Consider the following 23,662-nt stretch of genomic DNA (forward strand, 5'->3'; position numbering starts at 1 on the left):
TCAGCGAAGCGGCAGGTGTTGGGCTGTGGGCGTGAGCCACATGCGGACCGCGCCGCACACGCAGCGGGTGTAGGTGACGGTGCCTTCGGAGGTGCGGTGGGTCGAGAGGGTTTGGAAGGGTTGGGTTGTGGGCCAGCCGCATTGGGGGCATTGAGGGGGTGATCCGGTCATGCGCCTAAGTTTTCCGGGGCGGCGTACGCTCGGTCCATCGAATACTTTCGTAGTGAATCGTTCGGAATTTCCACATGATTGATCCTCGGTTGCAGACCTTGCGGGTTTTGCGTGAGCAGGGGACCGTGACGGCTACCGCGGCTGCGCTGCACTTGACGCCTTCGACGGTGTCGCAGCAGTTGCGTGGGCTGGCGCGGGAATTGGATGTGCGGCTGCTGGATCAGGTCGGGCGGCGGGTTCGGTTGACGGCGGCGGCGTATGCGCTGTTGCGGCATGCCGATGTCATGGCCGCGGAGGCCGAGCGGGCGCGGGCTGAGCTGGCCGCGCATCGGGAGGGTATGGCCGGGCTGCTGCGGGTCAGTGCCATGCCGACCGCGCTTGTGTCCCTGGTGGTTTCGGCCGCTGCCCGGCTGCGCGACGCGAATCCGCTGGTGACTGTTGAGCTGACCCAGGACGAGAGCAGTCACTGTTTCGATCTGCTGCTCGCGGGGGACAGTGATATCGCGGTGGTGCTGCCCGCGCCGGGCAGCCCGCCCGCCGATGATCCGCGCTTCGATCAGCGGCCGCTGTTGGATGAGCCGCAGGATCTGCTGGTTCCGGCCGGTCACCGGCTGGCGGGGCGAGTGGGTGTCGAACTGGCCGAGACCGCCGCGGAGGCGTGGATCAGCGGGCCGGAGCGGATCACGCACCACAAGGTGGTGACCGCGGCCTGCGCCGCCGCCGGGTTCACACCCCGGATCACCGGGCGCGCAGTCGATTTCCTCGGGGTGGCCGCCCTGGTGGCGCACGGGTTCGGGGTCAGCCTGATTTCGCGGCTGGCGTATGTGCCACCCGATCTGGACGTGCTGCGGGTTCCGCTGCACGGTGACCAGGTGCCGATCCGGCGACATCTGATCGTGGTGCGGCAGGGCAGCATCGAGCATGCGCTGATCTCGGCGGGGGTTGCCGCGATTCGCGCGGTGTGCCTGGAGCGGACCGACGTCACGGTGCTCGGGCGGTAGCGGCGGCGAAACCGATAGCGGGAGTGATCTTGCGGGATCGGGCGCAGTAGTTTGTAGTGGAGCCCGGTTGGTGTCGTCCTATGACGTGCGAGGAGGCCGAGATGCGTCTGCATTTTCGCGGGGTGGTGCTGCCCGGTGAGGACTTGCGCGATCTCTGGGTGCATGACGGGGTGATCTCGTTCGAGCCGATCGCGGACGCCGACACCGTGCACGCGTCGGGGTGGATCGTGCCCGGCCTGGTCGACGCGCACTGCCATGTCGGCATCAAATACGGTGGCGGACACGAGGATTCGGATGGCGCGGTCGCGCAGGCCGAGGTCGAACGTGATGCCGGGGCGCTGCTGCTGCGCGATGCGGGCTCGCCCATCGACACCCGCTTCATCGATGAGCGCGAGGACCTGCCCAAGATCATTCGAGCCGGTCGCCACATCGCCCGCCCGCGCCGCTATATCCGCGAATTGGGCATCGAGCTGGACGATGAGCGCGATCTGCCGGAGATCGTCGCCGAGCAGGCCCGGCTGGGCGACGGCTGGGTCAAGATCGTCGGCGATTGGATCGACCGTTCGGTGGGCGATCTGGCCCCACTCTGGAGCGACGCCATCCTCAAGGAAGCCATCGACGCCGCCCACCGCGAAGGCGCACGCGTCACCACTCACGTCTTCGGCGAGGACGCCCTGCCCGGCCTGATCAATGCCGGTATCGACTGCATCGAACACGGCACCGGCCTCACCGACGAAACCATCGAGATGATGGTCCGCCAAGGCACCGCCCTGGTCCCCACCCTCATCAATATCGACACCTTCCCCGAAATCGCCGACAGCGCAGGCAAATTCCCCGCCTACGCCGCCCACATGCGCGACCTGCACCGCCGCTCCCGCGACACCGTCGCCCGCGCCCACGAAGCCGGTGTCCCCATCTACACGGGCACCGACGCGGGCGGCTCCATCCGCCACGGCCTGATCGCCGACGAGATCGCCGCCCTGGCCGGAGCTGGATTCTCCGCCCACGACGCCCTCGGCGCATCCTCCTGGAACGCCCGCGAATGGCTCGGCCACCCCGGCATCGCCCACGGTGCTCCCGCGGATTTCGTTGTCTACCAGCAAGACCCGCGTGCCGACCTATCCGCCATCACCACCCCCGCCTGGGTAGTCCTGCGCGGCCGCGTCTACGACCGCCGCGATCCGGTCACCTCCCACCGCTGAGTAAGAACCATCACATCACGCACGGGCTCGAAAGCGTTTCATATCCCACGCCGACCGGCGATTCTTCCTGGTCAGAGTCGAACCGACCATCCCACGCGTAGCGCGCCGCGGGATATGGTGTAGCCACACCCGTACGAAATCAAGGAAGCCACAGACCAGATCGGACCGGGATGACGATGACCGCCGAGGTTTCGACGATCCACCCCTTGGGGCCCACCACCGTGGAAGACTGGCTAGCCGAAGAGCAGCCGTCCGATGGATCTCGTCTCGAGCTCATTCTGGGGTACCTCTACATGACACCAGCGCCCACCGGGTCGCATCAGTATGCAGCCGGCGAGTTGTTTGTCGCGCTCCGTGAGGCAGTAAAAGCTGCTGGTCGAAGCGATTTGCACGTTCTGCCGGGCGTCGCGGTGAGAATCAGTACCGCCTTCCGCACCGGAGTGATCCCCGATGTCGCCATTGTCGCGGCGGGTATCGATCGGACCAGCTACGAACCGGATGAACTGATTCTCGCGGTCGAAGTGTGGTCGCCGGGCAACACCCAGAAAGAACGCGATACGAAGGTTGCCGGCTATGCCGCCGCGCGTGTGCCGTATCTGTGGATTGTGGAGCTGCCCAAGGGGAAACCGGCACAGCTCTGGGGTTACCGGTTCGGTGTACAGGGCTACCGGCAAGAGGTGTTCGTCGCGGCGGGGGAGACGGTCGAGGTGCCAGGTCCCGTTCCCCTGACCGTCGATACATCCACATTGATCTGATTGTCCCCCAACGACAGTCGGCCATAAGGGTGCTGTGTCCCGGTGGCCGCCTGGTCATCGCCGATACCTTCAAGGCGCGCCCCTCGCGTCATTACTGCCACCGCCCCGATCCCGGCCTCGGAATGACCCGGTCCGGTCTGGCGATTCCTGCCCGTGAGTGAAGTGAATCGGCCATGCTTCACATGTTTGTAATTCGCACTCGATGAGGAGATGACCGTGGGTTCGATCGAAACGCTGGCCCTGAGCGTCCTGGTCGGTCTGATTGTGAAGCTGCTGACCTCCGGCAGCGGCCTCTAGCCTTCAGGCACGTTCGCACAATCCGCAGCCCATCGGGTCCTTCCGCGATTCGGTGGGCTGTGTGATGCCCGCGCCACGATGGGGCGATTTCTCCCGCCGGAGCGGGTCTGGCAGAATGGACGATCGTCCTCATCGGACAGTGCAGCCCGTCTCCGGTTACGTACCGCGCGGCGGTCACACACTCAACGCAAAACCGGGCCCATGACAGTTGTGGGCTGCTGAATTGCGGCCGTGACCACTCTGGCTGCCCCTTGCGGGGTGGCTACCATCGAAAGGCACAGCTAATGGCTGTTCGTATCAAGCTGACCCGTATCGGCAAGATCCGCAATGCGCAGTACCGCGTCGTCATCGCCGACGCCCGCACCCGTCGTGACGGTCGCGCCATCGAGTCCATCGGCATCTACCAGCCGAAGGAAGAGCCGTCGCTCATCCAGATCGATTCCGAGCGCGCCCAGTACTGGCTGTCCGTCGGCGCGCAGCCGACCGAGCCGGTGCAGCGCCTGCTGGAGATCACCGGTGACTGGCAGAAGTTCAAGGGCCTGCCGGGCGCCGAGGGCACCCTCAAGGTGAAGGCTCCCAAGCCGTCCAAGCTGGACCTGTTCAACGCCGCGCTCGCCGCCGCCACCAATGAGCCGGTCGCCGAGGCCACCACCCCGAAGAAGAAGGCCGCCAAGAAGGAAGAGGCCGTCGAGGCCGAGGCCGCCACCGAAGCCGCCGAGTAATGTCCGCCGTCGTCGCCGATGCCGTCGAACATTTGGTTCGTGGCATCGTCGCCAATCCCGAGGACGTGTCCGTCGAGCTGATCACCAGCCGGCGCGGCCGCACGGTCGAGGTGCATGTGCACCCGGACGATCTGGGCAAGGTGATCGGTCGCGGTGGTCGCACGGCGACCGCGCTGCGCACTCTCGTCGCCGGGATCGGTGGTAAGGGCATTCGCGTCGACGTGGTCGACACGGATCAATAGATGGAACTCGTCGTCGGTCGGGTCGCCAAATCGCACGGTGTGCGTGGCGAACTCGTCGTAGATGTCCGTACCGACGAGCCGGATCTGCGGTTCGCGCCCGGCAGCACCCTCACGGGTCGGCTGCCGCGCGCGAAGCAGACCCAGCAGTACGTAGTGGAGTCGGCCCGGGAGCACTCGGGCCGGCTTCTCGTACGTCTGGAAGGCCTCACCGATCGCACCATCGCGGATGGGTTGCGCGGCATGCTTTTCGTCGTCGATACCAAGGATCTGCCGCCGTCGCAGGATTCGGACGAGTACTACGATCACGAACTCGAAGGCCTCACCGTGAAGCTCGGTGACGGCACCGTGGTCGGAATCGTTCGCGAAGTCCTGCATTCCGCTGCGGGAGAACTGCTTTCGATCAAGGGCGGCGAAGCGTTCCCGCCCGCGGGCCGGGAGATCCTGGTGCCCTTCGTGAATGCCATGGTCCCCACGGTGTCCATCGCCGACGGCCTGATCGTCATCGATCCGCCCGAAGGTCTGCTGGATCCGGAGTAAATACGCGATGCGCATCGACGTGATCACGATCTTCCCCGAATACCTCGAGCCACTGCGAACGGCCTTGCTGGGCAAGGCAATCGACAAGGGGCTACTCGAGGTCGACGTGCACGATCTGCGCCGCTGGACGCACGACGTGCACAAGTCGGTGGACGACACACCCTATGGCGGCGGGCCCGGCATGGTCATGAAACCGACCGTGTGGGGCGACGCGCTGGACGAGGTGTGTCCCGACGACGCCCTGCTCGTCGTCCCCACGCCCGCGGGCGTCCCCTTCACCCAGGCCACCGCCGAACGCTGGTCCGCCGAAAAGCATGTCGTGTTCGCGTGCGGTCGCTATGAAGGTATCGACCAGCGTGTGTTCGACGATGCCTCCACACGTGTTCGCGTGGAGGAAGTTTCGATCGGCGACTACGTCTTGATCGGCGGTGAGGCGGCGGTGCTGGTCATGACCGAGGCCTTTGTCCGCTTGATCCCCGGCGTGCTGGGCAATCAGCAGTCCCACGAACAGGATTCGTTCTCCGACGGCCTCCTCGAGGGGCCGTCCTACACCCGCCCGGTCTCCTGGCGCGGCCTGGATGTTCCGGACATCCTGCTGTCCGGCAATCACGCCAAGATCGACGCGTGGCGGCACGAGCAGTCCCTGGAACGCACCCGTGCGCGCCGTCCCGACCTGCTGCCGCCCGATGAGCGAGAAAAGTCTCGAGCGTCCGGAATCTGATCCTCCAGCCCTGACGGCTATTTCGCTGGGATGCCGAGTCCGTCGTCGAACCGTCACCCCGCGCCGGTAAGGTCTGCGGGCGTGACGACAGCCTCCGAAACCGTCAACGCAGAATCCGCTGGTGCCGAGAGCACCGTCAGCATCGCCAGTGTGAATCGGCGCATCGCCGATGAGCTGGGGGTGCGCGACGAACAAGTGCGCGCCGCCGTCGAGCTACTGGATGGTGGATCGACAGTGCCGTTCGTCGCCCGCTACCGCAAGGAGGTCACCGGCGGGCTCGACGACGCGCAGCTACGCACGCTCGACGAGCGGCTGCACTACCTGCGCGAACTGGACGAACGTCGCGGATCGATCATCGAATCCATTCGCAGCCAAGGCAAATTGGATCAGCAGCTGCACGCGCAGCTCATGCTCGCCGACACCAAGGCCCGCCTGGAAGACATCTACCTGCCGTACAAGCCGAAGCGGCGCACCAAGGCGCAGATCGCGCGTGAGGCCGGACATCAGCCGGTGGCCGACGCGCTGCTGAACGATCCGACCACCGATCCCGCCCAGTACACCGCCGAACAGCTCGACGGCGCACGCTCGATTCTCGTGGAGACCTTCGCCGAGGATGCCGACCTGGTCGGTGAACTGCGTGAGCTCATGTGGAATCGCGGGCAGATCACCTCGACCGTGCGCGCGGGCAAGGAAGAGGCGGGCGCGAAGTTCGCCGACTACTTCGAATTCAACGAGCCGTTCTCCAAGCTGCCCTCGCACCGCATCCTGGCGCTGCTGCGCGGTGAGAAGGAAGAGGTGCTGACCCTGCACCTCGAGCCGGAAACCGAAGAGCTCGAACCCGGTGAGCGCAGCATCTACGAAGGCCGCATCGCCCTGAAGTTCGGTATCGCCGCACAGGGTCGCGCCGCCGACACCTGGCTGCTGGACACCGTGCGCTGGGCGTGGCGGACCAAGTTGCAGGTGAGCATGGGCATCGACACCCGGATGCGGTTGCGGCAGTCCGCCGAACGCGACGCCGTCGACGTGTTCGCCGCCAATCTGAAGGATCTGCTGCTGGCCGCGCCCGCCGGGACCCGCACCACCATGGGCCTGGACCCGGGCTACCGGACCGGCGTGAAGGTGGCGGTCGTCGACTCCACCGGTAAGGCCGTGGCCACCGAGGTCATCTACCCGCATAAGCCGCAGGGCCAGACCGAGAAGTCCCTCGCCGTGCTGGGCGCACTGGTCGCCCGGTTCAATGTCGAGCTGATCGCCATCGGCAATGGCACCGCCTCGCGCGAGACCGATGCCCTTGCCGCCGAACTCATCTCGCGCATTCCGGAGAACAAGCCCACCAAGATCGTGGTCTCCGAAGCGGGCGCGTCGGTGTACTCCGCCTCGGCGTACGCCACCCAGGAACTGCCCGATATGGACGTATCGCTGCGTGGCGCGGTCTCCATCGCGCGACGGTTGCAGGACCCCCTCGCCGAGCTGGTCAAGATCGACCCGAAGTCCATCGGCGTCGGCCAGTACCAGCACGACGTTTCGGAAACCCTGCTGGCCCGCTCCCTCGGCGCGGTCGTCGAAGACGCCGTGAACGCGGTCGGCGTGGACGTCAACACCGCGTCGGTGCCGCTGCTGTCCCGCGTCTCCGGCATCACCGGTTCGGTCGCGGAAAGCATTGTGGCCCACCGCGATGCGAACGGCCCGTTCCACAGCCGCACCGGCCTCAAGGACGTCCCGCGCCTGGGCCCCAAGGCCTTCGAACAGTGCGCGGGCTTCCTGCGCATCCGCGGCGGCACCGACCCGCTCGACAGCTCCTCCGTGCACCCCGAGGCCTACCCGGTCGTCCGCCGCATCCTCGATGCCAGCGGCCGCGGCATGGCCGAACTCATCGGCAACACCACGGCCCTGCGCGCCCTGCGCCCCGCCGACTTCACCGATGAGCGCTTCGGTGTCCCCACCGTCACCGACATCATCACCGAACTCGAGAAGCCCGGCCGCGACCCCCGCCCCGAATTCAAGACCGCCGAATTCGCCGCGGGCATCGAAAAAGTCGGCGACCTGAAGCCCGGCATGGTCCTCGAGGGCGTGGTCACCAATGTCGCCGCCTTCGGAGCCTTCATCGATATCGGCGTGCACCAGGACGGCCTGGTCCACGTCTCCGCCATGTCCCACAACTTCATCAAGGACCCCCGCGAAGTCGTGAACACCGGCGACGTGGTCAAGGTCAAGGTGCTCGAGGTCGACGTCCAACGCCAGCGCATCGGTCTGTCCCTGCGTCTGGACGACGAGCCGGGCGCCGCCAAACCCGAACGCGGCGAAGGCCGCCCGCGTGGCGGCCAAGGCAACCAGGGCGGCCAGCCGCGTGGTGGCCAGGGTGGCCAGCAACGCGGCCGCTCCGACACCGCGGGCCGCCCGCGCCAGGGTGGACAAGGCCAGGGCGGAGGCAATCAGGGTGGTGGCCGTCAACAGGACCGCCGCAACCAGCCCGCCGCGACCGGCTCCATGGCCGACGCCCTCCGTCGCGCCGGATTCGGCAAGTAGCTCGAACGCTGCCGGGCGAGCACCGCGACACCAGCGGACTCACCCGCAGCGACAGCCGCAACGGTTCGCACCTCCTCCGTTCGGCTTGCACCCCTGGGGAAGACCCGAATCGGGATGCGAGCCGAACAGGAGAGGTGCGAACCGTTTGCGTCAGTGGTGCGCTCGGCCGGGGCGGGATCGGGGGCGTGTTCGGCCGATGCCGGTAGCGTGGCTGGGGCAGGGGACTGCGGGCCGATCTTGGAGACAGGCGGTATGGCGGGCTTTCGACGGTGGATGGACGAAGACGTGATTGCCAATGGGCGGCTGCCCCTGGCCTGTCTGCTGCTCGGGTTCATCGTCGGGTTCCTATTGATTCGAATCAGCGTGCGGCTCATCCGGAAGAAGGTGCGGTGGTGGCCGGGGAATGTGCGGGCGGGAGACGTGCACATTCACCACATGGTGTTCGGGGTGGTGCTGGTACTCAGCTCCGGCGCGGGACTGGTCACGCTGTATGACGCGAGCATCGGGGTCATCTGCCTGCTGGCGGCGGCATTCGGGGTGGGCGCTGCGCTGGTGCTGGATGAATTCGCGCTGATCTATTACCTGCGGGATGTGTATTGGGAGGAGCAGGGGCGGACCTCTGTCGACGCGGTGTTCGTGGCGGTCGCCGTCACTGGACTGCTGCTGCTCGGATTCCATCCGCTGTGGCTGCTCGACATCAATGACTTCCGCAGCGATCCCAATGACGCGGAGCGGACCGTCATCGCCGTATTCGCGGTGGTCAATCTGCTGCTGGCGGCCATTGTGATCGCCAAGGGCAAGATCTGGACCGGCCTGTTCGGCATGTTCTTCCCGCCGCTGCTGGTGATCGGCGCGCTGCGCTTGAGCAGGCCGGGAGCGCCCTGGGCGCGCTGGCGCTACGGCTCGCGCAATCGCATGCGGCGTGCCGTCGTACGCGAGCGGCGGTATCGGCGGCCGATGATCCGCGCCAAGATCTTCGTACAAGATCTGGTGGCCGGAAAACCCGATGTGGCGCACATCCGCAGGGCCGCGGAAGAGGAATTGGCCCGTACCGTGCTGCCCGCCCCGCCCGCGCCGCTACCCCCACCCGGCTCGGTAGCCGAGCGGCTGCTGACTCATGGGCGAAGTGACAGGCTGGGCGAATAACCCACACGAACGCCCGGTCATAGACTGGGTGCCTGAGGTTCGGGGGCGAAGCCCCTGAGAGTCCCGAGAGTTGGGCTACCCCGGATTACTGGGGAGTGCCCGTCATCTGGCACAATGCTCAGGTTGCCTTGTGCGAGTCGCGGCTGCGTCGCGAAGCTCTGCCGAGGCACCGCCCAATATCCGGAGCACGAACCGGTCGAGCGCCTCAGCGCTGCCGCCAGGTTCCTCTGTTCTTGCGAATCCAATAAGGACGGAAATGAACACCCTCGACTTCGTCGACGAAAAGTCGCTGCGCAACGACATCCCGGACTTCCGCCCGGGTGACACGGTCAACGTGCACGTGAAGGTTATCGAAGGCAACAAGGAGCGCGTCCAGGTCTTCAAGGGCGTCGTCATCCGTCGCCAGAACGGTGGCATCCGCGAGACCTTCACGGTCCGCAAGGTGTCCTTCGGTGTCGGCGTGGAGCGCACCTTCCCGGTGCACAGCCCCAACCTCGACAAGATCGAGGTCGTCACCCGCGGTGACGTGCGTCGCGCCAAGCTGTACTACCTGCGCGATCTGCGCGGCAAGGCCGCCAAGATCAAGGAAAAGCGCTGATTCCGTACTTCCTTTCCTAGGAAGTCCGCAGCACGCTGAACGCCGAGTAGCCCGGCACCGCATGGTTCTTCGCGGTGCCGGGCTACTCTGTTCCGGTGGCAGACGAGAGCGAGTCGGTGACGGTGTCCGGCGCGGACGACGACGATCGCGCAGCGGGCGCGAACGAGCAGGCGGCGGGCACACAGGCCACGCCGAAAAAGAAGAAGAAGCAACGGCCGTTCTGGCAGGAACTGCCGATGCTGATCGGTATCGCCGCGGTCATCACCGCACTGGTCGTGACCTTCATCGGTAGGCCCTATGTCATTCCCTCCCAATCCATGGAGCCCACCCTGCACGGGTGCGCGGGTTGCACCGGCGACCGCATCTACGTGGAGAAGCTGAGCTACTACTTCGGTGATCCGCAGCCGGGCGATGTGGTGGTCTTCGTCGGCCCGACCGACGACTGGAATCGCCACTACAAGTCGATTCGCTCGCAGAACACCGTGGCCCGCGGCCTGCAGAACTTCCTGTCCTTCTTCGGCCTGGTGCCGCCGGATGAGAACGACCTGGTCAAGCGAGTGATCGCGACCGGCGGGCAGACCGTGCAATGCTGCGATGCGCAGGGCCGGATCCTGGTGGACGGCAAGCCACTCGACGAGCCGTACGTGAAGAACAACAATCCGTTCGATCCGGCCCACCCGGATATTCCGTTCGGTCCGAGCGGCCGCGCGTTCGGCCCGGTGAAGGTGCCGGACGGCAATCTGTGGGTGATGGGCGACAATCGCGCCGAATCCGCCGACTCGCGCTATCACATGAAGGACGAGTTGCAGGGCACCGTTCCGGTCAAGGACGTGCGCGGTAAGGCCGTTTTCAAGATCTGGCCACTGAGCCGAATCGGTTCGGTGAAGTCAGAGGACCCACAGACCAACTGAGAGCTGCGGGATAATCGACCGGTGGTGAAGATGGCGAGCGGTGCCGCCCGCACCCAGCCCGGCGCGAGCCGGAAGCAACAGGGCGGCAAGAAGATCCAGCCGATCGAACGCGGCGAGTGGCCGCCGCGCGTGGTCATGCGCCGCGCGGGCGGGCTACGCACCCTGGAATCGGCGCTGATCCGCAGCGGGCTGGGTCCCGTTGCGGGGGTGGACGAGGCGGGGCGCGGCCCGTCGGCGGGTCCGCTGGTGGTGGCGGCCTGCCTGCTGGCGCCGAAACCGCATGCGGCGCTGGCCGGACTGGACGATTCCAAGAAGCTCACCGAGCCGGTGCGCGAGGAATTGTTCCCGATCATCAAACGGCTGGCACTCGCCTACAGCGTGGTGGTGATCCCGGCCTGGGAGATCGACGCCATCGGCATTCACGTCGCCAATATCGAGGGCATGCGCCGCGCGGTGGCCGGGCTGGATCCGGTGCCGGGGTACGTGCTCACCGATGGTTTCCGGGTGCCGGGCATTCCGGTGCCGTCGCTGCCGGTGATCGGTGGCGACGCCACCGCGGCCTGTATCGCCGCGGCCAGCGTGCTGGCCAAGGTGACCCGGGATCGCATGATGGTAGAACTTGATCAGCAATTCCCCGGCTATGGATTCGCCGGGCACAAGGGGTACAACACCCCCGAGCACACCGAGGCGCTGCACCGATTGGGCGTCACACCCGAACACCGGCGGTCCTGGCGAAACGTGCGGGAGACCGGCCGAGTGGCTACCGACACCGCGTATGCGGGATGATGTCTCTACACAGAGTGTGGCGATAAGGAGGACGTTCCACCCGATGAGCGCCGAGGACCTCGAGAAGTACGAAACCGAGATGGAACTATCCCTGTACCGCGAGTACAAGGACATCGTCGGCCAGTTCTCGTATGTGGTGGAGACCGAGCGCCGCTTCTACCTGGCCAATACCGTCGAACTGCGACCGCAGAACGCCGATGGCGAGGTGTACTTCGAGGTGCGCATGTCCGATGCATGGGTGTGGGACATGTACCGGCCCGCACGCTTCGTGAAGCACGTTCGCGTCATCACCTTCAAGGACGTGAATATCGAGGAGTTGGAGAAGCCCGACCTGCGGCTTCCGGAGTAATCCACAGGCTCCCCGTTATCCACAGGCTTTCTGTTTTCCCAGGTCGGCATGGCCGGGTCCGTCAAGGGCCCGGCCATGCTGGCTTTCATGGGACACAATCTCGCGCTCGGTGCGCACGGGGAGGAGCTGGCCGCACGGTTTCTGTGTGAGGCCGGACTGGAGATAGTCGCCCGCAACTGGCGGTGCCGCTATGGCGAGCTGGATCTGATCGCGCGCGAGGGTGAGGTCACCGCGTTCGTGGAGGTGAAGACCCGGCGCGCCCTGACCTTCGGTCCGCCTGCTGAAGCGGTGACCTTTCTCAAACAGCAGCGAATAAGACGCCTGGCGGTGCTGTGGCTGCACGAACAGGCCGGGCCGTGGCTCCACATCCGTTTCGACGTGATGTCGGTGCTGCTGCGCCCGGGCAAGGATCCGGAGATCCAGCATCTGAAGGCGGTGTTCTGAGATGCCGCTGGGGAGGGCGTACTCCGTGGCCGTCACCGGGGTGGATGGCCAGCTCGTCGAGATCGAGGCCGATATCGGCCAGGGGCTGCCGTCGGTGCACCTGGTCGGGCGGCCGGACACCACCTTGCAGGAATCCCGGGACCGGGTGCGCGCGGCGGTCACCAATTCGGGCGAGAAATGGCCCGATGGGCGCGTGATCCTGGCCTTGTCCCCGGCCACCCTGCCCAAGATCGGCAGCGTGTACGACCTGGCCTTGGCGGCCGCCGTACTCGACGCGGCGGGCCTCATCCCCTCGCAGCGGCTCGAGCACACGGTCCTGCTCGGCGAGCTCGCCCTCGATGGGCGGATACGCCGGGTCCGGGGCATCCTCCCGGCCGTGATCGCGGCCCGCAATGCCGGGCATGCCACCGTGGTGGTTCCGCACGCCGCCCTGGCCGAGGCCGGTCTGGTGGACGGCGTCCGGGTTCTCGGCGCGTCGACGCTGATAGAGCTGGTGGATTGGCTGCGCGGCGGCGGCGAGCTCGCCCTGCCCGAACCGATGGAAGCCGTCCCCGGCCCTTGCGCCGGAGACCTGAGCGAGGTGGTGGGCCAGGACGAGGCCCGCTGGGCTCTCGAGGTAGCTGCTGCCGGAGGCCATCACCTGCTCCTCACCGGCCCACCCGGAATCGGCAAAACCATGCTGGCCCAACGCCTCCCCAGCCTCCTCCCACCCCTGCGCCAACGAGACTCCCTGGAGGTCACCGCAATCCACTCGGTAGCGGGCACCCTCTCGGACGACCACCCCCTCATCACCGCCCCACCCTTCGTCGCGCCCCACCACTCCGCCTCGGTCGCCTCCATGATCGGCGGCGGCTCCGGCTCGGCCCGCCCCGGCGCGGTCAGCTGCGCCCACAGAGGCGTCCTGTTCCTCGACGAGTGCGCCGAAATCTCCGCCAAAGTCCTGGAGGCCTTGCGAACTCCCTTGGAGGAGGGCGAAGTTCGCATAGCCCGCCGCGACGGCGTGGCCCGCTACCCGGCTCGCTTCCAACTCGTCCTGGCCGCCAACCCATGCCCCTGCGCCCCCGCCCGAGACATCGACTGCATCTGCGCCCCCTTGGCCCGCCGCCGCTACCTCGGCAAACTCTCCGGCCCCCTCATGGACCGCATAGACCTCGCAGTCCAAATGCACGCCCAAGCCGCCGGAGCCTTCAACAGCGAGGAGGTGGAAGGCAGCGAATCAGTCCGAGCCCGCGTAACCGCCGCCCGCTCCGCAGCCCAAACCCGCTGGGCCACACTCGGGATGTCCACCAACGCCGAAGTCCCCGGCCACGTCCTCCGCCAACAATTCCGCCTCTCCCGAGAGGCCCTGGCCCCCGTAGAAAACGCCCTCCGCCACGGCCGCATGTCCGCCCGAGGCGCAGACCGAGCCATAAGAGTCGCCTGGACTGTCTGTGATTTGCGTGGCGGCGACGTCCCGACACCCCAAGATGTGTTGCAGGCCTTGAGCTTCCGTCAGCGAGGTGCGGTATGACCGACGACCTTGGCACGCCCATGGGTGTGTACGGCAACGGCGTCGCCTCGGGTAGTGCGGGCGGTGGGGATGAGCGGCGGTTGGCTTGGGTTTATTTGTCCCGGGTGGTGGAGGGGCCTTGTGCGGCGCTGTCGTCGTTGATCGAGTCGGTGGGGGTGGTGGAGGCGGCTCGGGCGGTGCGGGAGTGTGTGTTGCCGGAGGCGTTGCGGGGGCCTACGGAGTTGCGGCGCGGAATCGACCGGGCGGAACAGGATTTGGCGCATATCGACCGGCTCGGTGGGCGGGTTGTGACTCCGGATGATGATGAGTGGCCTGCCTGGCGGATGCTCGGGTTGCGGCAGCTCGATCCGTCGCAGGATGAGGCTGCGGCGGTGCCTTTGGTGTTGTGGGTGCGGGGGCCTCGGTCATTGCGGGAGTGCACGGAGAAGGCGGTGGCGGTGGTGGGGGCTCGGTGTAGCACCGGGTACGGGAATCACGTGACGGGGGAGATCGCGGGGGAGCTGGCGGTGCGGGGGTGGACCGTCGTGTCGGGGGCGGCATTCGGGATCGATGGGATGGCACATCGGGCGGCGCTGGCCGTCGGCGGAACCACTGTCGCGGTGCTGGCTTGCGGGCCGGATCGGCCCTATCCGGTGCAGCATGACCGGTTGCTGGCCGAGATCGCCGATACGGGCGCGGTGGTCACCGAATACCCGCCTGGTACGTCCGCCCGCAAGCACTACTTCTTGGCGCGGAATCGCCTCATAGCCGCCCTCGCCGATGGCGTCGTCGTCGTCGAGGCCGGGGCACGGAGCGGGGCGCGAAACACCGTGAAATGGTCTCGCCGCCTTGGCCGTCCGGCCTTGGCCGTGCCGGGACCGGTGACCTCCGCGGCCTCGGTGGGCTGCCACCGCATGATCCGTGAAGGCGAGGCCTTTCTCGTGACCAGCGCGGACGAAGTGCTGGATGAGGCCGGTCCATTGCGTTTGTCGCTGCCCGGCGTGGTGCCACCGAATCCGGAGGACAACCTCAGCGGCGATGAGGCCCGTATCTACGCCGCTCTCCCAACGGTCGGCTCCCGACTGCCCCGCTCCATCGCCGACGGCTCCGGCTTACCGCTTCCAGCCACCCGCGCCACCCTGTGCGCCCTCGAACTCGCCGGTTTGGTCGCATGCGACGAAAACGGCTGGTACCGAACAGCGCAACCGAAGGGAGGTGGTGCCTAAGGATCCCCCCGACAAATCGTCGGCCTATGGGCCGCGACTACCGCAGACGACCGGGTCCCCACATTCCCACCTCCATACCCGGTCGTCGCGGCAGGCGACACATCCAATCCAATTGAGTAGCGCGGCGTGGGCGGTTGATTCGAGGGTGGGGGTCGGCGCGGGCGCTTGCCTTGGGCGGGTTCTGTGGTGAGAGTGGGGTGATGCGTGAACTGCCTGAGGATCTCGAGGCGCTGCTGACGGAGTATGGGCGGCATTTGCGGCTTGGGCGGAATCGGTCGGAGCATACGGTTCGGGCTTATGTGGGGGATGCTCGGTCGTTGTTGGAGCATTTGGTGGGGCGGGCTGCGGATTCCGGTGTGGGGGAGGTGGATTTGGCGTTGTTGCGGTCTTGGCTGGCGCAGCAGGCGGCGGGCGGGGCGGCTCGGACCACCATGGCGCGGAGGGCCTCTTCGGGGCGGACATTTACTGCTTGGCTGACCTATACCGGGCGGTTGACGGTGGATCCGGGGCCGCGGCTGGGGTCGGCGCGAGCGCATCGGGTGTTGCCTTCGGTATTGGGGGCGGGGCAGGCGCAGGCGGCCATGGAGGCGGCGGAATCCGGTGCGGCGCAGAATGATCCGATGGCATTGCGGGATCGGCTGATCGTGGAGATGTTGTATGCCACCGGGATTCGCGTGAGTGAGTTGTGCGGGCTCGACATCGAGGATGTGGATCGGGAGCGGCGGTTGGTGCGGGTGCTGGGTAAGGGGAACAAGGAGCGGTCGGTGCCGTTCGGCGGGCCTGCGGATGAGGCGCTGGACAAATGGTTGCGGCAGGGGCGGTCCGCCTTCGCCATCGCGGAGTCGGGGCGGGCGTTGCTCTTGGGTCGGCGGGGGCGGCGGCTCGACCCGCGTCAGGCCAGAACTGTTGTGCACGAGGTGGTTTCCGCTATTCCCGGCGCACCCGATATGGGGCCGCACGGATTCCGGCATACCGCGGCCACACACCTGCTCGAGGGCGGTGCGGATCTGCGTGTGGTGCAAGAGATTCTCGGTCACGCCAGCTTGGCGACCACTCAGCTGTACACACATGTCTCCATAGACCGGCTCAAGAAGGTCCACGATCAAGCCCATCCGCGCGCCTGATGCAACCTCCCGAATCCGTCGACCTGATTCCCGGAGCCGTCGACTCGCCCGTGATCCTGCACGTACCGCATTCCGCGCGAACCATTCCCGCTGCGGTGCGGGCCGGAATCCTGCTCGATGACGACGGGCTCGAACGCGAACTCGACCACATCACCGACGCGCACACCGCCCACCTTGCCGCCGCTGCCGCCCAGTTATCCCCGGTCGCGCCATGGCAATTCGTCAATCGCCTCTCCCGCTTGGTCATCGACCCGGAACGATTCCCGGATGACCGGGAGGAGATGCTGGCTGTCGGCATGGGCGCGGTCTACACGCGGACGACGCACCGCACCCCGCTGCGGCCCGCGGATTTCGACTCGGCCGCACTCATCGACCGCTACTTCCACCCGTACGCCCGGGCCATGACCGAGCTTGTCGCGAACCGTCTCGAGGCCACCGGCCGGGCGGTCATCATCGACGTCCACTCTTATCCGACCGATCGCCTGCCCTATGAATTGCACGGCGACGGCCCGCGCCCGCCGATCTGCCTGGGTACGGATGCTTTCCACACGCCCGCCGAGCTGACCGCCCTCGCCACGGCGGCCCTCGCGGATTTCGGTGGTATCGGCCTCGACAGCCCGTTCGCGGGAACCTATGTGCCGCTGGATTTCTATGGCAGCGACCCGCGTGTGAGCGCCCTGATGGTGGAGATCCGCCGCGATACCTACATGACCGAGCCGGGAGGCCCGCCGGGTGCGGGACTATCTCGCCTCGCTGCGGCGTTGGCGCAACTCGTGGGGAGAGTCTGACGCATTATCGGAAAATTATCGACGAGCTATCGGGATTCTGCTACCTTCACTTAGGTAACCCTAATATGGAGGTGAATTTCTTGGCCCGCTCACGCACGACGCTAGTGGTTCAGCACACAATCCGGCTGACGGATCACCTGGTCCGCGTCCACCTCGGTGGCCCCGGCTTCGACGCCTTCCAGCCGAACGATTTCACCGATGCCTACGTAAAACTGGCCTTCCCGGGCGCCGACGGCGAGGTCATGCGCACCTACACCGTGCGCGCGGTCGACCCCGCCGCCCGCGAGATCGTGATCGACTTCGTCTATCACGGCGACGAGGGCGTAGCCGGTCCGTGGGCCGTGAACGCGGAGCCCGGCGACACCATCGATGTCCAAGGCCCCGGCGGCGCATACGCCCCGCGCGCCGACGCGGACTGGCACCTGCTCGCGGGCGACGAATCCGCACTCCCCGCCATCGCGGCGGCCTGCGCGGCCCTCCCCTCCGACGCGGTCGGTCACGTAGTCATCGAAATCGACGGCCCCGCAGACAAACTCGCCTTTCCCTACCCGGAGGGCATCGAACTCACCTGGGTCTACCGCGGCGACGCCCAACCGGGCGAGAAGCTCGCGGCAGCCGTACGCGCCCAGCCATGGCTCGACGGCCAGGTGCAGGTCTTCATCCACGGTGAGGCCCAGGCCGTCATGCACGACCTGCGCCCATACATCCGCAAGGAACGCGGCATCTCCGCCGAATGGGCCTCCTCAATCTCCGGCTACTGGCGTCGAGGCCGCACCGAGGAAGGCTTCCGCCGCTGGAAGTCCGAACTCGCCGAAACCGAGAGGGCAACTCCCGCAGCCGTCTAACCGCGGCATAGGTTCGCCCACAGGCAGCGGGCAACTGCCACGCCGCCTTCGAAGGCCGATGCCAGGCCCCGTCCGGACGATTCAGACGGGGCCTGAGCAGCATCGCCGAGCCTGGCGAGGTCGCGTTTTTCTGCACCGAATTCGGTACGCGGCTGGAGGAACTCCTGTCTGGCGCCATGTCGACGCGGGCGGGGCCACCACAGTCACCGGCCCCTCCGACGCCAATTACCCGGCATGCGCGCGACTGCCCCGGAATATGTTCGACGCGCCCGTACTTCGGCCGTACCGTCGATGATCATGACGACCGAACACCCGACCGGAGTCCGACCCCTGCGCGACCGCTTGCGCGCCGCATTGCCCGTGGCCATGAAGGCCCGCGATCGCAGCGCCACCGCCGCCCTCCGATCCGCCCTGGGGGCCATCGACAATGCCGAAGCCGTTGACGCCTCGGACGTGCGCGCCGGTGCGATCGAAGCCAGCCCTGTCGGTCTGGGCGCGGCCGAACTGAGCCGCCGCGAGCTGACCGAATCCGATATCGAGGCCGTCGTCCGCACCGAGATCGATGAGCGCCTCAGGGCCGCAACCGAATACGCCACCCTCAATGGCGGAGCCGATCGCGCCGAGTCCCTGCGCGCCGAGGCCGCCGCTCTGGCCGTTCACCTCAACGGCAACTGATCGGGTTCACACCTGCTCTGTTCGGTACGCACCCGCTCCGGGTGATCGGCAAGGGGTGTGTACCGAACAGAAAGGGTGCGAACGCTGTTCGGGTTGTCCGGCCCGTCGGGGCGGGGGTCAGTTGGGGCGGAGGGTGTTGATGTAGCGGGCGGCGAACCAGCGTTGGATCAGGCGGACGATCGGGCCGCCTAGGCGGGTGTACCAGGTGCCGGGGTTGGAGAAGGCGGCGACTATGCCGTAGACGGATTCGTCGGTGGGGTCATATTCGACGGCGAAGAGTTCTTCGCCGGATTCGGGGTGGCCGGGGAGGGTGCCGTAGGCGAAGCCTCGGCGGTTGGGTTCGTCGACGGTGTAGACGACTCGGCAGGGGGCGGTGAAGCCGAGTGGGCCCAGGCCTAGGAAGACCGTTATTTCGGTGCCGGGTTCGGCTGTGGGGGTGGTGGCTTGGCGGAAGATGCCGGTGGCCTTCTGCATTCGGTAGGCCAGGATTTGTGCGCCCGCGTCTTCGAACAGTTTGCGGCCCGAGCCGATGCGATGTCGCAGGCGGAAATGGTCGTAGCCCGGGGGGAATTCGCCCTTGGTGGCACCGGGGTCGGCGTAGGTGAAGGGGGTGGCGGGCTCGTTCGGCATATTCACATCCTCACCTTGGTGGGGGTTGGGGGATAGGGGGTGGGACTGTGAAGGTCATCGCAGCTCATGAGGGTGGCACCGGTTTCAGGCGGAGGGGTGTCCGGTGTAGCAGGCCGAGGGGGTCGAGGTAGTCGTGGTCGCGGCGCGCGCCCCAGTGCAGGCAGGCGGGGGAGGGGCAGCCGGGGTGGCCGGACTCCAGGGTGCCGATGGAGGTTCCGCGGGTTATCTTGCGGCCCAGGGGGATCGGGTCCTTGACCGGTTCGTAGGTGGTGCGCAGGCCGCCCGGATGGTCGATGGATACCACCGGCTTGCCCGCCACCGTTCCGGCGAACGCGATGATTCCGTCCCCGGCGGCCAGGACCGATTGCCCGGGACTACCGGCGAGATCCACGCCCCGATGGCCGGGCAGCCAATCGTGTTCGGGTTTGTCGAAGCCTCGCACCACCACGGGCCGAGGCTGTAGCGGCCAGTCGAAATCCCGGCTGGGTGCGGCCGCACCCGTGGGTGCACAGAGCGTGGCGAACACGAGGAGCAACCAGCCGAACGCTATCGACATGATCAGGCGCATCGCCCCAGCTTGCGCCCTCGCATCGTGTCGCGGGTTACCGTCTTCGGCGAGTGTGGATAGTTGAGGTGCATGTGAATACCGCATGCTCCGGACCAGCGCAGGAGGACACCGTTCATGGGCTCCGCCGATTCACCCGCCGATCCGAAAACCGAAGAGCCCGAACTCGATTACCGCTTCACCCTCGCCAATGAACGCACCTTCCTGGCCTGGATGCGTACCGCGCTCGGCCTGCTGGCCGGTGGCGTCGCCGTGCACGAACTGGTCCGCCCGTTCCGTCATCACGGCGTCCGCACCGCCATCGCCATGGCCTGCCTCGTGTTGGCCGCCGTCATCGCGGTGGGCGCGTATGGCCGCTGGCGGCATGTGCAGGCGGCCATGGAGCGCGGCGCGCCGATGCCGCGCACCGTCATGGTCCCGATCCTGGCGTTCGGTATCGCGGTCATCGCGGTGCTGGCGGGCATCGGCCTGCTGCAGTCATGACGAGCCCGGAGGCGGGTCTGGCTGCCGAGCGCACCTCGCTGGCCTGGCGTCGTACGGCCATTGCGTCCATGGCGAATCTGGTGCTCTTCGTGCATGCGGCCTTTTCCAGCGACTTCCGCCCGGTGACCGTGCTCGCCTTCGTCGCGGTCGCCGGTTTGGCGGTCGTCACGATGGTCGCCGTGCGCCGCAGTCAGGTCCTGCACTCGCATCGAAAAGGCAACTGGGACTTCGGTGGTCCCGCCGTGACTGCCGTGGCGTTGGCGGTCGGCGCGGTGGTGTCGACCGCTTTGGCCATCGCCACCCTCTACGCCATGTCGATCTCTTGAGCCAGCGAAGTCCTGAAAAGTGGAGTCCTGACAAGCGAAGTCCCGAAACCTGCGAATTCAGGTCACCCGACGTGTCGATCCCGGTCGAATCCCGCCCCCGCCCGTACCGTTCGTCCCCATGCCCGAAACGCGCGCTATCAGCCGAAAGTCGCAAACGGATGTGTCCCAGCGTATTCAGTCCCTACGCATCGAGCTATGGCAGCTGATCGCCGATGACCGGCTGATCGCGCCGGAGGGAATCGATGTCGCCGACGTGATCGGTCGGGTCGACAAATATCTGGACAGCGCCGAGGGCCTACTACGCACCGAGTTCGGCCACATCCGCGAATTCGACACCGACCACAGCTTGCAGGAACTGCCCGATCTCGCCGAGGACGACTACGCCCCGCGCTACCCGGGGGAAGACGACCGGTACTGATCGCGCCAGGCTCCCGTTGATCACCCGGTCCGCACCGGGTTTACGCCCACGTCCAGGGGGCGATTTCACCTGACGGCCCCCGCTGCGTAAACTGATCTCGCGGTTTGCGTAAACGCATGCCGACTTCGCGCGCCCAGATCGAAGGGTCGCCGGCTGGTCCCCTGAATCATTGTTCGGAGGGTCCGGTGGCCGCGGGCGCCAGGACAGAGGTCGCCGACCTCTGTGCGAACCAGCAAAGAAAGGTAGTACGGGAGCTATGGCTGTCGTAACAATGAAGCAGCTGCTTGACAGCGGCGCGCACTTCGGGCATCAGACCCGCCGTTGGAACCCGAAGATGAAGCGTTTCATCTTCACCGACCGCAACGGCATCTACATCATCGATTTGCAGCAGACGCTGACTTACATCGACAAGGCCTACGAGTTCGTCAAGGAGACTGTCGCCCACGGTGGCACCGTCCTCTTCGTCGGTACCAAGAAGCAGGCCCAGGAGTCGATCGCTTCCGAGGCCACCCGCGTCGGCATGCCCTACGTGAACCAGCGCTGGCTGGGCGGCATGCTCACCAACTTCTCGACCGTCCACAAGCGCCTGCAGCGCCTGAAGGAACTCGAGTCGATGGAGCAGACCGGTGGTTTCGAAGGTCGCACCAAGAAGGAAATCCTCATGCTGACGCGTGAGAAGAACAAGCTCGAGCGCACCCTCGGTGGCATCCGGGACATGGCCAAGGTTCCCTCGGCCATCTGGGTTGTCGACACCAACAAGGAGCACATCGCCGTCGGCGAGGCTCGCAAGCTGAACATCCCGGTCATCGCGATCCTGGACACCAACTGCGATCCCGACCTGGTCGACTACCCGATCCCGGGTAACGACGACGCGATCCGTTCGGCCGCGCTGCTGACCAAGGTTGTCGCCTCTGCCGTCGCCGAGGGTGTGCAGGCTCGTGCCTCGCGCGCCGGTGGCGACTCGAAGCCGGAAGCCGGCGCGGGCGAGCCCCTCGCCGAGTGGGAGCAGGAGCTGCTGTCTTCGGCGACTCCGGCTGCCGACGCCCCGGCTGCGGACGCCCCGGCCGCGGAGGCCCCGGCCGCCGAGACCGTCGAGACCCCGGCCGAGGCCGAGGTTGCGCCGGCCACTCCGGCCGACGTCTAAGTCGCTTCGACGTCAGTTCACCTTGCCGCCCCTTCCCGTTGGGATGCGGGCGGCAAGGTGTGACAACCACAGACCAACACTGAGGAGGCTCGCCCCAGATGGCGAACTACACCGCCGCTGACGTGAAGCGGCTCCGTGAGCTCACCGGCTCCGGAATGATGGACTGCAAGCGGGCGCTCGAGGAGAACGACGGCGATTTCGACAAGGCCGTCGAGCACCTGCGCATCAAGGGCGCCAAGGACGTCGGCAAGCGCGCTGAGCGCGCCACCGCCGAGGGCTTGGTCGCCGCGCAGGACGGCGTCATGTTCGAGATCAACTCCGAGACCGACTTCGTCGCCAAGAACGCGGAGTTCCAGGAGCTGACCACCAGCATCGCCACCGCGGCCGCCAAGGCGCGCCCGGCCGATCTGGACGCCCTGAAGGCCGTCGACCTGGGTGGCAAGACTGCCGACCAGGCCGTGCAGGAGCTGGCCGCCAAGATCGGCGAGAAGCTCGAGCTGCGTCGCGTCGCGTCCTTCACCGGACCCGTCGCCACCTACCTGCACAAGCGCGCCACCGACCTGCCGCCCGCCGTCGGCGTGCTGGTCGAGTACACCGGCGAAGGCGATGCCGCCGCCGAGGTCGCCCGTGCCGCTGCCATGCAGATCGCCGCCCTCAAGGCCAAGTTCGTCACTCGTGACGAGGTTCCGGCCGAGGTCGTCGAGGCCGAGCGTCGCGTCGCCGAGGCCACCGCCAAGGAAGAGGGCAAGCCCGAGGCCGCCCTCCCGAAGATCGTCGAAGGCCGCGTCAACGGCTTCTACAAGGACGTCGTCCTGCTGGAGCAGTCCTCGGTCACCGACTCCAAGAAGACCGTCAAGGCCCTCCTGGACGAGGCCGGTGTCACCATCACCCGCTTCGCCCGTTTCGAGGTCGGCCAGGCGTAATCGCCTGACAGCATCGAAAGGCCCCTCGCACATCGCAAGTCGATGTCCGAGGGGCCTTTTCGTATGCGTTTCCTATGCGGTGCCGATCAGTTGATCGGGCGGCTCTGGAGCGGTGTCAGCTGGTGGATGTCGTGCTTCAGTCGGAGTTCACCGACGAGATCCGGGGTGGCCTCGCCCGAGAGCAGGAGTTCGCTCAGCTCGGCCAGGTACTGCTCGTGACCGGAGGGGGTCACCATGAAAAGCATTTTGGCGGTGCTGGTTCCGGGGTTGAAGAACGCGTGCGGGCAGCCCGCGGGGACATACATGAAAGCGCCTGGGCCGCCGCGGAACACGGTCATGCCGTCCTCGGCCTCCCAGGTGGTCCAGTCGCCGACCGGTTCGGCGGCCGGGTGGAAGGCCAGCAATTGGAGTTCGCCCTCGACCACGTAGAAGATCTCCTCGGCGTGGCCGTGCCAGTGCGCGCCCACATCGAAACCCGGTGGGACTTCGGCTTCGAAGGCGGACCAGACGTCGGAGCGGTCCGCGCCGACCTTGAGGGTCATGGTGGGTTGTACCTTGTCGCCCGCGCCGGGCGGCAGGAGTAGGCCGTTGCTGGCGAGTAGTCCATCGGTCATGGTG

General features: G+C 66.8%; 29 protein-coding genes. 25 read left to right on the plus strand and 4 right to left on the minus strand.

Going from position 1 to position 23,662, the window contains the following annotated elements:
• Positions 1-171 carry a hypothetical protein gene (locus tag AB0N05_RS05705; protein ID WP_364687992.1) on the minus strand — a complete coding sequence of 57 codons (171 nt, stop codon included), beginning with the start codon at positions 169-171 and terminating at the stop codon, positions 1-3.
• Between the two features lie 74 nt (positions 172-245).
• On the opposite strand from AB0N05_RS05705, the gene AB0N05_RS05710 reads away from it, so the two are divergent.
• The 20 genes from AB0N05_RS05710 (at position 246) to AB0N05_RS05805 (ending at position 18,555) form a co-directional block, all read left to right on the plus strand.
• Positions 246-1,172: a LysR family transcriptional regulator gene (locus AB0N05_RS05710; protein WP_364687994.1), complete on the plus strand. Its 927-nt coding sequence runs from the start codon at positions 246-248 to the stop codon at positions 1,170-1,172.
• 101 nt (positions 1,173-1,273) lie between these two features.
• On the plus strand, positions 1,274-2,374 hold the full coding sequence (locus tag AB0N05_RS05715; RefSeq protein WP_364687996.1) for an amidohydrolase family protein: 1,101 nt from the start codon (positions 1,274-1,276) through the stop codon (positions 2,372-2,374).
• A 176-nt stretch (positions 2,375-2,550) separates the two neighbouring features.
• Positions 2,551-3,129, plus strand: coding sequence for a Uma2 family endonuclease (locus AB0N05_RS05720; RefSeq protein ID WP_364687998.1), 579 nt, complete (start codon positions 2,551-2,553; stop codon positions 3,127-3,129).
• Between the two features lie 581 nt (positions 3,130-3,710).
• Positions 3,711-4,148, plus strand: coding sequence for a 30S ribosomal protein S16 (gene rpsP, locus AB0N05_RS05725; RefSeq protein WP_364688000.1), 438 nt, complete (start codon positions 3,711-3,713; stop codon positions 4,146-4,148).
• Complete coding sequence (locus tag AB0N05_RS05730; RefSeq protein ID WP_364688002.1) at positions 4,148-4,390, plus strand: RNA-binding protein; 243 nt, start codon at positions 4,148-4,150, stop codon at positions 4,388-4,390. Before rpsP ends, AB0N05_RS05730 begins: the two co-directional genes overlap by 1 nt.
• Complete coding sequence (gene rimM, locus AB0N05_RS05735; RefSeq protein ID WP_364688004.1) at positions 4,391-4,927, plus strand: ribosome maturation factor RimM; 537 nt, start codon at positions 4,391-4,393, stop codon at positions 4,925-4,927. It abuts the gene before it with no gap.
• A 7-nt stretch (positions 4,928-4,934) separates the two neighbouring features.
• Positions 4,935-5,648: a tRNA (guanosine(37)-N1)-methyltransferase TrmD gene (gene trmD, locus AB0N05_RS05740; protein WP_364688006.1), complete on the plus strand. Its 714-nt coding sequence runs from the start codon at positions 4,935-4,937 to the stop codon at positions 5,646-5,648.
• An 81-nt stretch (positions 5,649-5,729) separates the two neighbouring features.
• On the plus strand, positions 5,730-8,174 hold the full coding sequence (locus AB0N05_RS05745; RefSeq protein ID WP_364688008.1) for a Tex family protein: 2,445 nt from the start codon (positions 5,730-5,732) through the stop codon (positions 8,172-8,174).
• Between the two features lie 273 nt (positions 8,175-8,447).
• Complete coding sequence (locus tag AB0N05_RS05750) at positions 8,448-9,320, plus strand: hypothetical protein (RefSeq protein WP_364688010.1); 873 nt, start codon at positions 8,448-8,450, stop codon at positions 9,318-9,320.
• A gap of 256 nt (positions 9,321-9,576) precedes the next feature.
• Positions 9,577-9,918: a 50S ribosomal protein L19 gene (gene rplS, locus AB0N05_RS05755; protein WP_364688012.1), complete on the plus strand. Its 342-nt coding sequence runs from the start codon at positions 9,577-9,579 to the stop codon at positions 9,916-9,918.
• A gap of 236 nt (positions 9,919-10,154) precedes the next feature.
• Entirely contained in the window at positions 10,155-10,829 is a 675-nt protein-coding gene (gene lepB, locus AB0N05_RS05760) for a signal peptidase I (RefSeq protein ID WP_364689513.1), read from the plus strand.
• Positions 10,830-10,931: 102 nt separating this feature from the next.
• Positions 10,932-11,615: a ribonuclease HII gene (locus AB0N05_RS05765; RefSeq protein WP_364689515.1), complete on the plus strand. Its 684-nt coding sequence runs from the start codon at positions 10,932-10,934 to the stop codon at positions 11,613-11,615.
• Positions 11,616-11,658: 43 nt separating this feature from the next.
• Positions 11,659-11,964, plus strand: coding sequence for a DUF2469 domain-containing protein (locus AB0N05_RS05770; protein ID WP_067514125.1), 306 nt, complete (start codon positions 11,659-11,661; stop codon positions 11,962-11,964).
• Positions 11,965-12,051: 87 nt separating this feature from the next.
• Positions 12,052-12,408, plus strand: a complete 357-nt coding sequence (locus tag AB0N05_RS05775; RefSeq protein ID WP_364689518.1) for a YraN family protein — start codon at positions 12,052-12,054, stop codon at positions 12,406-12,408.
• Between the two features lies 1 nt (position 12,409).
• Complete coding sequence (locus AB0N05_RS05780; RefSeq protein WP_364688014.1) at positions 12,410-13,918, plus strand: YifB family Mg chelatase-like AAA ATPase; 1,509 nt, start codon at positions 12,410-12,412, stop codon at positions 13,916-13,918.
• A gap of 20 nt (positions 13,919-13,938) precedes the next feature.
• On the plus strand, positions 13,939-15,123 hold the full coding sequence (gene dprA / locus AB0N05_RS05785; protein ID WP_364689521.1) for a DNA-processing protein DprA: 1,185 nt from the start codon (positions 13,939-13,941) through the stop codon (positions 15,121-15,123).
• Between the two features lie 200 nt (positions 15,124-15,323).
• Positions 15,324-16,247, plus strand: coding sequence for a tyrosine recombinase XerC (locus AB0N05_RS05790; RefSeq protein WP_364688016.1), 924 nt, complete (start codon positions 15,324-15,326; stop codon positions 16,245-16,247).
• Positions 16,247-17,035 (plus strand): N-formylglutamate amidohydrolase, encoded by a 789-nt coding sequence (locus AB0N05_RS05795; RefSeq protein WP_364688018.1) that lies wholly within the window; start codon positions 16,247-16,249, stop codon positions 17,033-17,035. The genes AB0N05_RS05790 and AB0N05_RS05795 overlap by 1 nt, the downstream gene beginning before the upstream one ends.
• A 65-nt stretch (positions 17,036-17,100) precedes the next feature.
• Positions 17,101-17,880 (plus strand): siderophore-interacting protein, encoded by a 780-nt coding sequence (locus AB0N05_RS05800; RefSeq protein ID WP_364688020.1) that lies wholly within the window; start codon positions 17,101-17,103, stop codon positions 17,878-17,880.
• Positions 17,881-18,177: 297 nt separating this feature from the next.
• Positions 18,178-18,555 (plus strand): hypothetical protein, encoded by a 378-nt coding sequence (locus tag AB0N05_RS05805; protein ID WP_364688022.1) that lies wholly within the window; start codon positions 18,178-18,180, stop codon positions 18,553-18,555.
• A gap of 117 nt (positions 18,556-18,672) precedes the next feature.
• Here the strand turns inward: AB0N05_RS05805 and AB0N05_RS05810 are convergent, their stop codons facing one another.
• On the minus strand, positions 18,673-19,185 hold the full coding sequence (locus tag AB0N05_RS05810) for a DUF1990 domain-containing protein (protein ID WP_364688024.1): 513 nt from the start codon (positions 19,183-19,185) through the stop codon (positions 18,673-18,675).
• Between the two features lie 64 nt (positions 19,186-19,249).
• Positions 19,250-19,753 (minus strand): peptidoglycan DD-metalloendopeptidase family protein, encoded by a 504-nt coding sequence (locus AB0N05_RS05815; protein ID WP_364688026.1) that lies wholly within the window; start codon positions 19,751-19,753, stop codon positions 19,250-19,252.
• A 114-nt stretch (positions 19,754-19,867) separates the two neighbouring features.
• Between AB0N05_RS05815 and AB0N05_RS05820 the strand changes: the two genes are divergently transcribed.
• The 5 genes from AB0N05_RS05820 to tsf all read left to right on the plus strand — a co-directional run bounded on the left by AB0N05_RS05820 (position 19,868) and on the right by tsf (position 23,044).
• Positions 19,868-20,233: a DUF202 domain-containing protein gene (locus tag AB0N05_RS05820; protein ID WP_364688027.1), complete on the plus strand. Its 366-nt coding sequence runs from the start codon at positions 19,868-19,870 to the stop codon at positions 20,231-20,233.
• The gene (locus AB0N05_RS05825) at positions 20,230-20,559 is read left to right on the plus strand and encodes a DUF202 domain-containing protein (protein ID WP_364688028.1); all 330 of its coding nucleotides are present in this window, start codon (positions 20,230-20,232) and stop codon (positions 20,557-20,559) included. Before AB0N05_RS05820 ends, AB0N05_RS05825 begins: the two co-directional genes overlap by 4 nt.
• A 118-nt stretch (positions 20,560-20,677) precedes the next feature.
• Entirely contained in the window at positions 20,678-20,977 is a 300-nt protein-coding gene (locus AB0N05_RS05830) for a hypothetical protein (RefSeq protein ID WP_364688030.1), read from the plus strand.
• Positions 20,978-21,233: 256 nt separating this feature from the next.
• A complete protein-coding gene (rpsB, locus tag AB0N05_RS05835) occupies positions 21,234-22,121 on the plus strand; it encodes a 30S ribosomal protein S2 (protein ID WP_364688031.1) in 888 nt (295 codons plus the stop codon).
• Between the two features lie 98 nt (positions 22,122-22,219).
• Positions 22,220-23,044, plus strand: coding sequence for a translation elongation factor Ts (gene tsf, locus AB0N05_RS05840; RefSeq protein ID WP_364688033.1), 825 nt, complete (start codon positions 22,220-22,222; stop codon positions 23,042-23,044).
• Positions 23,045-23,130: 86 nt separating this feature from the next.
• On the opposite strand, the gene AB0N05_RS05845 is transcribed toward tsf, so the two are convergent.
• Positions 23,131-23,658 carry a cupin domain-containing protein gene (locus AB0N05_RS05845; RefSeq protein WP_364688035.1) on the minus strand — a complete coding sequence of 176 codons (528 nt, stop codon included), beginning with the start codon at positions 23,656-23,658 and terminating at the stop codon, positions 23,131-23,133.
• Positions 23,659-23,662 lie beyond the last annotated feature (4 nt).

It is taken from the genome of Nocardia sp. NPDC051030 (genome assembly GCF_040683015.1).
GTDB lineage: Bacteria > Actinomycetota > Actinomycetes > Mycobacteriales > Mycobacteriaceae > Nocardia.

Coding starts and splice junctions, on each gene's coding strand:
- AB0N05_RS05750 (WP_364688010.1), top strand. CDS start 8,448: ATGGACGAAGACGTGATTGCCAATGGGCGGCTGCCCCTGGCCTGTCTG.
- trmD (WP_364688006.1), top strand. CDS start 4,935: ATGCGCATCGACGTGATCACGATCTTCCCCGAATACCTCGAGCCACTG.
- AB0N05_RS05815 (WP_364688026.1), bottom strand. CDS start 19,753: ATGCGCCTGATCATGTCGATAGCGTTCGGCTGGTTGCTCCTCGTGTTC.
- AB0N05_RS05845 (WP_364688035.1), bottom strand. CDS start 23,658: ATGACCGATGGACTACTCGCCAGCAACGGCCTACTCCTGCCGCCCGGC.
- rplS (WP_364688012.1), top strand. CDS start 9,577: ATGAACACCCTCGACTTCGTCGACGAAAAGTCGCTGCGCAACGACATC.
- AB0N05_RS05720 (WP_364687998.1), top strand. CDS start 2,551: ATGACCGCCGAGGTTTCGACGATCCACCCCTTGGGGCCCACCACCGTG.
- AB0N05_RS05715 (WP_364687996.1), top strand. CDS start 1,274: ATGCGTCTGCATTTTCGCGGGGTGGTGCTGCCCGGTGAGGACTTGCGC.
- AB0N05_RS05790 (WP_364688016.1), top strand. CDS start 15,324: ATGCGTGAACTGCCTGAGGATCTCGAGGCGCTGCTGACGGAGTATGGG.
- AB0N05_RS05780 (WP_364688014.1), top strand. CDS start 12,410: ATGCCGCTGGGGAGGGCGTACTCCGTGGCCGTCACCGGGGTGGATGGC.
- AB0N05_RS05705 (WP_364687992.1), bottom strand. CDS start 171: ATGACCGGATCACCCCCTCAATGCCCCCAATGCGGCTGGCCCACAACC.
- rimM (WP_364688004.1), top strand. CDS start 4,391: ATGGAACTCGTCGTCGGTCGGGTCGCCAAATCGCACGGTGTGCGTGGC.
- tsf (WP_364688033.1), top strand. CDS start 22,220: ATGGCGAACTACACCGCCGCTGACGTGAAGCGGCTCCGTGAGCTCACC.
- AB0N05_RS05820 (WP_364688027.1), top strand. CDS start 19,868: ATGGGCTCCGCCGATTCACCCGCCGATCCGAAAACCGAAGAGCCCGAA.
- AB0N05_RS05810 (WP_364688024.1), bottom strand. CDS start 19,185: ATGCCGAACGAGCCCGCCACCCCCTTCACCTACGCCGACCCCGGTGCC.
- AB0N05_RS05710 (WP_364687994.1), top strand. CDS start 246: ATGATTGATCCTCGGTTGCAGACCTTGCGGGTTTTGCGTGAGCAGGGG.
- AB0N05_RS05825 (WP_364688028.1), top strand. CDS start 20,230: ATGACGAGCCCGGAGGCGGGTCTGGCTGCCGAGCGCACCTCGCTGGCC.
- dprA (WP_364689521.1), top strand. CDS start 13,939: ATGGGTGTGTACGGCAACGGCGTCGCCTCGGGTAGTGCGGGCGGTGGG.
- AB0N05_RS05805 (WP_364688022.1), top strand. CDS start 18,178: ATGACGACCGAACACCCGACCGGAGTCCGACCCCTGCGCGACCGCTTG.
- AB0N05_RS05795 (WP_364688018.1), top strand. CDS start 16,247: ATGCAACCTCCCGAATCCGTCGACCTGATTCCCGGAGCCGTCGACTCG.
- rpsP (WP_364688000.1), top strand. CDS start 3,711: ATGGCTGTTCGTATCAAGCTGACCCGTATCGGCAAGATCCGCAATGCG.
- lepB (WP_364689513.1), top strand. CDS start 10,155: ATGCTGATCGGTATCGCCGCGGTCATCACCGCACTGGTCGTGACCTTC.
- rpsB (WP_364688031.1), top strand. CDS start 21,234: ATGGCTGTCGTAACAATGAAGCAGCTGCTTGACAGCGGCGCGCACTTC.
- AB0N05_RS05775 (WP_364689518.1), top strand. CDS start 12,052: ATGGGACACAATCTCGCGCTCGGTGCGCACGGGGAGGAGCTGGCCGCA.
- AB0N05_RS05800 (WP_364688020.1), top strand. CDS start 17,101: ATGGAGGTGAATTTCTTGGCCCGCTCACGCACGACGCTAGTGGTTCAG.
- AB0N05_RS05830 (WP_364688030.1), top strand. CDS start 20,678: ATGCCCGAAACGCGCGCTATCAGCCGAAAGTCGCAAACGGATGTGTCC.
- AB0N05_RS05730 (WP_364688002.1), top strand. CDS start 4,148: ATGTCCGCCGTCGTCGCCGATGCCGTCGAACATTTGGTTCGTGGCATC.
- AB0N05_RS05770 (WP_067514125.1), top strand. CDS start 11,659: ATGAGCGCCGAGGACCTCGAGAAGTACGAAACCGAGATGGAACTATCC.